This is a genomic window from Novosphingobium sp. FKTRR1 (genome assembly GCF_020404405.1).
Lineage (GTDB): Bacteria > Pseudomonadota > Alphaproteobacteria > Sphingomonadales > Sphingomonadaceae > Novosphingobium.
On sequence record NZ_JAIZDA010000060.1, the window covers coordinates 1 to 10,387 of the forward strand.

8 protein-coding genes and 1 pseudogene are annotated in these 10,387 nt (G+C 59.2%); 1 reads left to right on the forward strand and 8 read right to left on the reverse strand.

Going from position 1 to position 10,387, the window contains the following annotated elements:
• Positions 1–101: 101 nt before the first annotated feature.
• The 6 genes from LDN95_RS22280 to LDN95_RS22305 form a co-directional block, all read right to left on the reverse strand.
• Positions 102–290 carry a hypothetical protein gene (locus tag LDN95_RS22280; RefSeq protein WP_226019715.1) on the reverse strand — a complete coding sequence of 63 codons (189 nt, stop codon included), beginning with the start codon at positions 288–290 and terminating at the stop codon, positions 102–104.
• Positions 287–625 carry a hypothetical protein gene (locus LDN95_RS22285; protein ID WP_124809287.1) on the reverse strand — a complete coding sequence of 113 codons (339 nt, stop codon included), beginning with the start codon at positions 623–625 and terminating at the stop codon, positions 287–289. Before LDN95_RS22285 ends, LDN95_RS22280 begins: the two co-directional genes overlap by 4 nt.
• Before the next feature lie 187 nt (positions 626–812).
• Complete coding sequence (locus tag LDN95_RS22290; RefSeq protein ID WP_255631073.1) at positions 813–1,514, reverse strand: DUF4158 domain-containing protein; 702 nt, start codon at positions 1,512–1,514, stop codon at positions 813–815.
• A 482-nt stretch (positions 1,515–1,996) separates the two neighbouring features.
• Positions 1,997–2,929, reverse strand: a complete 933-nt coding sequence (locus LDN95_RS22295) for an electron transfer flavoprotein subunit alpha/FixB family protein (protein ID WP_124809289.1) — start codon at positions 2,927–2,929, stop codon at positions 1,997–1,999.
• Between the two features lie 100 nt (positions 2,930–3,029).
• Complete coding sequence (locus LDN95_RS22300) at positions 3,030–3,782, reverse strand: electron transfer flavoprotein subunit beta/FixA family protein (protein WP_124809290.1); 753 nt, start codon at positions 3,780–3,782, stop codon at positions 3,030–3,032.
• 272 nt (positions 3,783–4,054) lie between these two features.
• Complete coding sequence (locus tag LDN95_RS22305; protein ID WP_124809291.1) at positions 4,055–6,616, reverse strand: TonB-dependent receptor; 2,562 nt, start codon at positions 6,614–6,616, stop codon at positions 4,055–4,057.
• Positions 6,617–7,045: 429 nt separating this feature from the next.
• Between LDN95_RS22305 and LDN95_RS22310 the strand changes: the two genes are divergently transcribed.
• On the forward strand, positions 7,046–8,416 hold the full coding sequence (locus LDN95_RS22310; RefSeq protein WP_124809292.1) for an IS1380 family transposase: 1,371 nt from the start codon (positions 7,046–7,048) through the stop codon (positions 8,414–8,416).
• A 330-nt stretch (positions 8,417–8,746) separates the two neighbouring features.
• Here the strand turns inward: LDN95_RS22310 and LDN95_RS22315 are convergent, their stop codons facing one another.
• Positions 8,747–10,270, reverse strand: a complete 1,524-nt coding sequence (locus LDN95_RS22315; RefSeq protein ID WP_226019716.1) for an NAD(P)/FAD-dependent oxidoreductase — start codon at positions 10,268–10,270, stop codon at positions 8,747–8,749.
• Between the two features lie 11 nt (positions 10,271–10,281).
• Positions 10,282–10,387, reverse strand: a pseudogene (locus LDN95_RS22320) (IS5/IS1182 family transposase); the annotation flags it as partial.

Sequence of the window (10,387 nt, forward strand, 5' to 3'; positions counted from 1 at the left end):
GATACCGTTCCGTCACCGGCACCGCACGCCTCTCTGGCCAGTCCGCACTCAGCGCAATCCGAGACCTCGTCGACGGACGCTTCGCGGTCGCTTGATCGGCCTCATTGCCAACCACCTGAGCAGTTACCGTAGCGCCCCACCACATCCTTCATCTGGTCATAGAGCACCCAGGCGTATGCGCGCAGAAACCAGACATCGCGAGCATTCGCTTCGTAATTTTGTCTGGCCACATCCAATGCCTCGGATGAACGCCCCTGCTTTCGCAGTTTAAAGATTGTGTCGGATGTCATGGGTTGGTCGCTGCATCCGCTGACATCAGCCTCTGCACATCCTCGTAAAGCCCTTTGGTGCGGCCCGGACCGCCAACTTCCTGCGCGGCCGTCCAGGTCGACTTGCTGTTGAACGAAAAGTCGATATCCCCGCGTCGTGAAGCATCGGCAAAACTGACACGCAGACGATATGGAGATAATTCAACGCCGGTGCGTGCGATAGGCGACCCAGCCAGCGCACGGTCCATCAAGTCGAGGAACTTTTGGATGAATGCGTCCGGCCGGATGGCATCTTTCTTCCCGGCCACCTCGCCGAGAATGTCCAGCGCCTCACCGGCAAGGAGGCGGTCTGACACCGACCCTGGAGCCTCCGGGCTTGTCGCCAAAGATCGGCGATCCGGTAATCAATCATCCCCAAACCATCGTCGGTGAGACGCAAAAGTTGCAGTCGCAGGAAGCACGCCAGTTCGAGAATTTTGCGCTCACCGCGCATCCGCCTGAGCGTCGCGGGCTTGCGGTACAACATCGATCGCGCCTGAGCTTTCAGCATTCCGGTCGACAAGCCGAGGTCCAGCTTGTCGGCACCAAGCTTTTCAAGAAATCGATCTTCGCGATATGGTCGGCGAGGCCTTTGGTCTTACGAGAGGATGGGCCGTCTCGAAGCCATTCGAGCCGCGTTTTGCCGGTTGTTATCGTCTCCGACAGTCCCGGCAGCCAGGCCTTCGTCTGCTCCGCTCCGACTGCGGTCATGACGCCGGCCAACAGCCCCGCATCATGGTGGCGCCGGGCGGCTATTGCCGAACTCCTCAGTCGCCGCGAGGGAAGTTGGATATAGCGATGGTCAGCGATCCATGCACGCGCAGCTCGTTCTAAGTCGTCCGCCAGGAATTTGTCGCCGGCCTCGCGTCGCAGATGGCCGTTTAGCGCGCGTTCGCCATGTTCGGTGAGGTCGCGCAAACCCAGAGCCCGCTTGGCCACCTCCTGGTGCTCAAAAAGGGTGCGCCGTCGACGATACAGCGCACGGATCGAAGCCAGGTGCGGCGGCGCAATTTCGAGTTCAGCGCCCAAATGAGCCAGCACACGCGTTGGAATCATCTCAACGGAATTGAGCGGCGTTCCGGCGAGCCGCAGGAAACCGATCTGCAGCGCCACGCCCAACCTGTACAATGGACGACGTCGGCGGTTGACAGTTCGCCGCTCATCCTCGGCGAACGAGAAGAAATGCGCAATTTCAGAATCGGTCAAGTCGTCTGGAAACCGGTCCCCACCAAGATATTGTCGAAGTGGTGCGCCCACGACTCGATCCTCCTTAGGATGAGCCTACACACCGCAGGCAAAAGGTCGTAAAATCTGGCGGCCAATAAATATCAATGGCTTACTGATTTCTATCGATGTTAAATCTTATATTTCCGCAACTTGCTTAGTGGCACTTTTTGCACAATGGCTACGAGAACCCATATTTGCGCCTCCGAAAAATTTGATCTCTTCATCACACACTCCGTATCCTGGACCTCCGTTCATAACTGGAATTTTCCAGCTCCGAACGGTCCAAGATTCCGGGTGCAGGTCAGCCGGCGGTGAACGCGCGGTAATCGCTGGCAATTACTAAGAATGAGTCTGTGCCTGCCTCAATCCGGTCCGGAACCGATCGGTCGCTTCGACCAGTTCGCTGACGCCACCGACTGCCTCGACAGGTTGCTCACAGCTTTTCCGGTTCTGCAGGAGCGTCAAAGCTTGCCCGTCAGTTCCGGGACCAGGGTGAACAGGTCGCCCACGAGGCCGATGTCGGCGACTTGGAAGATCGGGGCGTCCTCGTCCTTGTTGATGGCGATGATGGTCTTGGAGTCCTTCATGCCGGCCAAGTGCTGGATCGCGCCCGAGATGCCGACGGCGATGTAGACTTCGGGGGCCACGATCTTGCCGGTCTGGCCGACCTGGTAGTCGTTGGGCACGTAGCCTGCATCGACCGCCGCGCGGCTCGCGCCGATGCCAGCGCCGAGCTTGTCGGCGAGCGGGGTGATGATCTGTTCGAAGGTGGCCGCATCCTTCAGCGCGCGGCCGCCCGAGACGATGATCTTGGCGCTGGTCAGTTCGGGGCGCTCGCTCTTGGCGATCTCGGCGCTGACGAAGCTGCTGAGGCCGCTGTCGGCGGTGGCGCTGACGGTCTCGACGCTGGCATTGCCCCCGCTGGTGGCGGCCTTGGCAAAGGCGGTGCCGCGCACGGTGATGACGAGCTTGGCGTCGCTGGACTCGACCGTGGCGATGGCGTTGCCGGCGTAGATCGGGCGGGTGAAGGTCCTGGGCCCCTCGACCGAGAGGATGTCCGAGATCTGCATGACATCGAGCAATGCTGCGACGCGCGGCGCGACGTTCTTGCCCGTGGTGGTGGCAGGCGCAACGAAGGCGTCGTAATCCGCCATCAGGCCTGCGACGAGCGGGGCGACGTTCTCCGCCAGCGCATTGTCGAGGCTGGCGTCGTCGGCCTTGAGCACCTTGGCCACGCCCGCGATCTGCGCGGCGGCCTGTGCGGCACCATCGCAGTTGGCGCCGGCGACCAGCGCGGTCACTTCGCCAAGCTGGCCCGCAGCGGTGACGGCGGCGAGCGTGGCGTCCTTGACGCTGGCGTTGTCGTGTTCGACCAGAACGAGAACCTTGGTCATCGTATCATTCCTTTCAACCCAACCCCGTTCGTGTCGAGCGAAGTCGAGACACTGCGAGCGTGGCTCGACTTCGCTCGAGCCGAAAGGAGGTGGTGAGTGTTCAGGCTACGCCCAATTCCTTGAGCTTGGCAACCAGCGCATCGACGTCGGGCACCTTGATCCCGGCGCTGCGCACCGGCGGTTCGGTGACCTTGAGCGTCCTGAGGCGCGGTGCGATGTCGACGCCGTAGTCGGCAGGCGTCTTGTTCGCGAGCGGCTTGGACTTGGCCTTCATGATGTTGGGCAGCGAGGCATAGCGCGGCTCGTTCAAACGCAGGTCGGTGGTGACCACGGCGGGCAGAGCCAGCTTCACCGTCTGCAGACCGCCGTCGATCTCGCGCTTGACCACCACGGCATCGCCCTCGACCGAGACCTCGTTGGCGAAGGTCCCCTGCGGGCGGCCGAGCAGCGCGGCGACCATCTGGCCGACCTGGTTGCTGTCATCGTCGATCGCCTGCTTGCCCGTGATGATCAGGCCGGGGGCTTCCTCGTCGGCAATCCCCTTGATGATCTTGGCCACCGCCAGCGGCTCGACCTCGACGCCGTCATCGACCTGCACCAGGATCGCCCGGTCCGCGCCCATCGCCAGCGCCGTGCGCAGCGTCTCCTGCGATTTCGCAACGCCCACCGACACCGCCACGATCTCGGTCACCACGCCCTTCTCCTTCAGGCGTATCGCTTCCTCGACCGCGATCTCGTCAAACGGGTTCATGCTCATCTTCACGTTCGCAAGATCAACCCCCGTGCCATCCGCCTTCACCCGAGGCTTCACGTTGTAGTCGATCACGCGCTTCACGCAGACCAGGGCTTGCATGGGCAAACATCTCCGACGGCAAGGATGTCTATCGACCACGGATGGGTTCGTTCAAAGGAATGGGAGACAGCGGAACCCAAGTTCGCCGATGAATTTCCTCAATAGTAATAAAAAGACCGAGGAGCTATCGGCATCGACATTGTTGGCAAATGATACTGGCAATTATCTGGTTCAGAAAATCGCAGTTCAAAGAAGCCGTAGGTTGATGAAGACGCCGTAGCTACCTCGGTAAGGGTGGAACTTTACTTACGAAAAAATGCCTGAACCACGCCTCAGAACTTATAGGAGAGATCCACGCCGAACCGGCGCAGCGCGCCGCCTGCGATAAAGTCGCCCCCGAATTCCGGCGCGATCACAACGTCTTCAACGTAGTGCTTGTTGAAAAGGTTGGTAGAAAATGCCGAAATCGAAAAACTGCCGACATCGACGCCCAGCCTTGCGTTGACCGTCGCGAAAGTATCGCGTGTGGAATTGTCGTAAGTAGCCGGTAAGCCGAAGATCGTGGGTGTGGTATTTCGCTGAACCGTGTGAAATGGCGTCGGACCGACAACCCTGAAGTCGACACGGCCGACAAGATTGACAAGATCCGTGACGGGGGCGTTCATCTGAACGCCCCCGTTGATCGAAAAGTCAGGCGTCGCAGGAGATTTGTTTCCTACCGTATAAGGGCGGCCGGAATTCTTCTTGATTTCGCTCTTTGTATAATTCCCGTTGACAAACATCTTGAAAATTGGGGAGATCCTGTAGTCAATCGATCCTTCTATTCCGTAGATTTTCACCTTGTCGATGTTCGAGGTGCTGCGCAGCAAGCCGAAATCACCCACGAAGAATTCAAAGAACTGCATATTCTTGACGTTGGTCAGGAAGCTTGCCACCTCGAAGTTGAGGCCGTTGAACGGACGTCCCTTCACCCCAATCTCAAACGCGCTGTTGGTTTCCTTCTTGATCAGGTCCGGAACCGAGATTCCCGCGCTGATGCCCACGGGCGGTGGTGGATTGAAGTAGCCGTTGATGATCGCCTCGGTGCCTGCCGGATTGAAGCCGCCAGCCTTGAAGCCGATGCCCCAGTTCCCGAAGATCGTGAGATCATTGTTCGGCTTGTAGGTGATCGTTATCTTCGGCTGGAGTTGCTTGAAGGTTGAAGAAATCGGCGCGATCACCCCAGATGGGTTGTATGCCGGATCAAGGCCGGGGTTGAGGAAATAGTTCGAGGGAGTCGTCGCGGTTCCAATCGGATACCCGGTACGCGGATTGCCAACCCAGCGCGTGCGAGCATTTACCGGAACATTGTTGATACGGTCACGCGCTTCGATATCATAGCGTAGCGCGACACCGAGGCGCAGCTTGTCGGTAGCGTCCCAGTCTCCGGCCGCAAATGCGGCATAAACATTGGTCCGATAGTTGTCATCTGTCAGGTTTTCGGTCGGGAAGCGGGGGTCCATCGTAAAGCACTGACGCGTCCCGCCAAGTCCCGTGTCAAGCGTCAGGTTCACACAAACCCGCCTGTCGATGAAGATGTAGCTTCCACCCAGCTGCCAGTTGAAGGAAGAGCCTTCCCCACCCATGAGCCGGATTTCGGAAATTACGTCTGTCTGCGTACGGCGATTGCCCTGGATGCCGTCGCAAGTGGAAGGCGAATAGGGCATCGCAAAGCCGAATGCCGCATTGTATTTCGTGAACGGTGCCTGGTTGACAACCCCTGCGGTGGCCGCACGGCTGCGGAGGCAGGTCGGTTCATTGTTGAAGAAGCCGAACGCGCCGCTGGTCCCACCGGCAATGTATTCGTTCTTGTTGTTGTTATATGCGACAACACCGATCAGCGAACCGAAGTCGAAATTCTGTCGCAGCCTCATCGATGCGCCATAAGTCCGCTGCCAGTGCTTGGCCTCGGTGTCATCGGTAAAGATGAACTTGTGATCGCTGACCTTTGCGTTGAATATCGGATCGTTGAACGCCTGGGCGAGCGTAGGAATCTGGAAAACCGCATTGAAGCTCAGTGCGCCGCCGTGGCTCCTGCCATAGTTGGCCTTCAGGTCGATTTCGGTATCGTCCGAAGGTGCCAGCAGGATTCGCCCGAAGAGGTTCAGCTTGTTGTAGCTGTCTACCGATGCCGGATTGCCGCGATAACCATAGACGCTCTGATGCAAATCCGATCCGACAAACGTGTTGCGATAATAGCCGTCCGACTTGGTCCACTCACCGTTAAGTACGAACCCGACACTGTCGGTGATGGGGCCGCTCAACAGTCCGGACATGAGGTACGTATTGTCGTTCGCGACACGCCCCTTGATCTGCCCGGACAATTCCGGCGTAGGCTTTTTGGTGGTGATCACGATTGCACCGGCCGACGCATTGCGCCCGTAGATCGCGCCTTGCGGACCCTTGAGGATTTCCACCTGTGCAAGCGCACCCTGGGGCTCGTTGGTCGAGGCGATACTCGTCTTGAGCACGCCATCGACCACCAAGGCAATGTTGTTCTCCGCATCGCGGGGGCTGTTCAGGCCTCTGATGTTGATCGACACGTCGGATGGATCGGTCGTCGCGGTTTGAATGGTGACACCCGATGTCAGGTTCACGAAATCGACCGCGACGCGTGCCTTGGTGTTTTCGATCGTGTCTGCGGACAGCACGGCCACCGACGCCGGGACATTCTTCAAGGATTCGTTCTGCTGCCGTGCGGTAACAATGATTTCCTCGACTTCGCTTCCGGATGAAGTCTGTTCAGCCTGGGCATCATTACTGCTCGCAACAGCCTGTGCGCTCACATTCCCAGGGATCAGCGCCAAGGCCCACGTACAGCCACACATGAGACGCGATATTGTTTTCAAATTCATTTTGCCCTCTCCCTTGCTTACCAAGCTCGGCTGTGCGCGCCGTTACAGTTGCGCATAGGTGTCCAGATGCAGACTTGGTTTCCCGTTGGGGGTAAAGCCGAAGAGGCGCATGAGTCTTGGAGATCCTTGCGAACAAGGATTGAACAATCCTGCGAGGGTGCACCAAGAAGGCTTGCCCCAATCACCCTGCATTCCGCTCAAGAAGCATCAAGGCTGCCGGCGCAGAAGGCACGCTTCTTGTCGAGCCGGAAGGGGCCACGATCCGACGGGGAACAAGCCCAATGGGGGGACACCCTTCCGGTTGCGCCCGATGGGTGGCTAGCCCGTCTTATTCACCGGCGGGGGCCTGAAGGGTTGGCGGGAGTGGCATAAGCCTCTGATCTGAATTAGGAACTGGGTGTCTACGCCGACCCTGCTGCAGGGCAGAAAATGCCACAGGCCACACCCGCCATGAAAGACGTTATCTCAACCTCATTCCGATTCCCAGCGGTCGGCGGGAAGAAGATCACAGCCGCGTTTGATGGTGGCCGACTAACCTCGGACGGCGGCGTTCTGCTGCTTGCGCAGGCCGAGCGCGCGATGGGGCTCTGCCGGCGGCTTGCGAGTTGCATCGCCGACCCGCGTGACCCGACGCGGGTGATCCATCGCCTCGATGACATCCTACGTGCCCGGGTGTTCGCGATCGCGTGCGGCTATGAAGATGCCGATGATCTCGACGCCCTGCGCGACGATCCGGGCTTCCGCCTGGCGCTGGGCAAGTTGCCGGGATCGGGCGCGGGGCTTGCCAGCCAACCGACGATGAGCCGCTGGGAGAATGCTCCGACCACACGTGAGCTGGCCAGGATGATGGCTGAGATGATCGGCGTCTACTGCGCCAGCTATCCGGCTCCACCGGCGGCGGTGACGCTGGACCTCGATGATACCTGCGATGTCGTGCACGGCTATCAGCAGTTGTCCTTCTGGAACGGGCATCACGGTGAGCGCTGCTTCCTGCCGATCCATGTGTACGACACCGCGACCGGTCGTCCGGTCGCGATTCTGCTGCGCACCGGCAAGACGCCGTCGGGCGCCGAAGTTGCCGGCCACATCCGGCGCCTGGTGCGTCATATCCGCCGGTACTGGCCGGAAACGCACATCACCTTCTGCGGCGACGGGCATTATGGCCGCCCCGAAGTCAAGGCCTTCTGCGAGGCCCACCGCGTCGATTACGTGTTCGGCTTGCCGACCAATGCCGCGCTGCGTGCTGATACGGTCATCGTTGCCATCGTCGATGCCTGCGCGGTCAAGCGGGCCACGGCCCAGTATCCGGTCCTGCGCAACTATGCCGAAACGCACTACGGCGCGAAGAGTTGGAAGTGCCAGCGCCGCGTCGTCGCCCGGATCGAGGCCAGCACGCTGGGCATGGACATCCGCTATGTCGTCACCTCACTGACCGAAGGCTCAGCCGAGCATATCTATGACACGCTCTACTGCGCGCGCGGCCAGACCGAAAGGCTGATCAAGCGCCACAAGGCTCAACTCGCTAGCGATCGCACCTCGTGCCGATCCGCCAACGCCAACCAGATGCGCCTCATCCTCCACACCGCTGTCTACTGGCTGATGTGGCGCATCCAACAGGAAATCCCCAAGACAGCCGCGCTCGCCACAGCCGAGTTCGCAACGCTACGCCTGCGGCTGCTCAAGGTCGCTGCCCGCGTCATCGAAACCTCCTCGCGTATCCATCTCGCCTTCGCGTCAGCCTGCCCGGACGCCGGCGTGTTCAAAGCCATCGCCACCATTCTCCGGCCAGCACCGACATAGCCAGTGCGGCAGTGCCGATGAAAGCCCGAGCCCTCGTCCATCAACCTCGAAAAGCCCATCGCTCCTGCTGCGGGGAAAAACGCCGGCGCCGGCGCTCGCCCAGATCACGCGGCAACCGACCCACCAAACCCTAAACACCCCAGTGCAGCGGGCTCATGAATAAGCCGGGCTAGAGGCGATGCCGCGAAATCGAGCCTTGATTGCTGACAACCCCTCGATCGACGGGCCACAAGCAGCGTGTCCCCCGCACGACCGAACCTGTCACGGCCTTGCGGGGGATGGGGAATGCAACAGTCCGGTCGTTCAGACGCGAACGAATTTCGATGGTCATCAAAGCGCGGTGGTTGCAGTCTGACGATCGAATATCATCGATTCGTAGCCCGAATTCCGTACCGATTGAAGTTCTGAACGGTAATTGCCGAGACCACCGAGATAAAACATCACTGCGTTTTTCTTGCCAGGAATGTTCGCCCCGAAAATCCACGATTCCGCCTTAGGGAACAGTGTCATGTTGGCAATTGTCCGGCAGGTTTCCACCCAGGCATCTTCGGCTTCCTGCGTCGGCTCGATAGTGGAGCGGCCGTCAGCTTCCATGGTTGCAATCGTGTCGGAAATCCATTCCACCTGGCTTTCGAGACTGGGAGGAAGGTTTGTGAATGGACCGTTGGGGCCCAGGATCATGAACATGTTCGGAAAGTCGGCTTCCATCATCCCGAGGTAACCCAGAGGGCCATCGGCCCACTTGTCCCGGATGGTGACGCCACCGCGTCCCCGAATATCGATCTTCGTATAGTTTCCATCGACCGCATCGAAACCTGTAGCGAAAATCACCGCGTCAAGTTCGTGTTCGATCCCACTGGCCAAGCGGATGCCTCTTGTCGTGAATTCTGCGATCGGATCGTCCTTGACGTCTGCCAGCGATACGTTTTTCCGGTTGTAAACACCGTAATAATCCGTCGCGCACAGCGGGCGCTTGGCATAGATATCGCCGGGCGTCAGTTTCCGGGCGATTTCTGGATCCTTCACGATCTTGGCAATTTTCCGCTTGATGAAGTTTGCCGCCGAGGTGTTAACCTCATCGCTGATCGCGACATCGTTGAAGGTCTCGAACATGAAGCGGAATCCACCACCGCGCTGCCACGCTTCCTCGAATACGCACTCCCGCTCGGCCTCGGGGACGTCGATTCCCGCAACGGTGCTCTCGACAAAACCGAAGGCGACATTCGAACTCTTTATCTGCTTCCAGATTTCGTCATAGTTGGCCTTGTAGGTATCGATCGTCTCAGTGTCTTCGGGCCAGTTTCCGATCGGAACGACGTATTGGGCAGATCGTTGGAATACGGTCAGGTGCTTTACCTGGGGCGCCAGGGCAATGATCACCTGAATTCCGGTTGAGCCCGTCCCGATTATGCCGACACGCTTTCCGCTGAGATCGACCCCTTCAGGCCACGCGCCTGTATGGTAAATGTCACCGGCATAGTCGTCGATGCCACAGAACGTCGGCTTGTTGATCGCCGAAAGAAGTCCCAGGCCGGTAATGAGATACTTGGCCGATGCCGTCTCACCCTTGTCCGTTACTACATGCCATAGCCCAGTCGCTTCGTCGAAACGGGTCGATACTATCTTGGTGTTGAACTGATAGCTGCTGCGCAAGTCGAAGCGGTCAGCGACATTGTTGAGATATTCCAAAATCTCGGGCTGAGTGAGATAGCGGGTCTGCCAGCTGCCTTGATCAAGGAGTTCCTTGTCGAATGAGAAGCGATAGCAGAAGCTCTCGGTATCCGAGAGCGCTCCCGGGTAACGATTCCAGTACCAGGTCCCTCCGACATCGCTCGCATTGTCATAGAGCCCGATTCAAAAGTCTGTCATGCGGCTGAAAGTCGCGCAATTCTGCGGGTTAGCATCCGGATAGAAGCGATATTCGCCCACGCGGTCGAGCTCTCGATGGAGCGTTCCCAGTCTTTGGCGAGG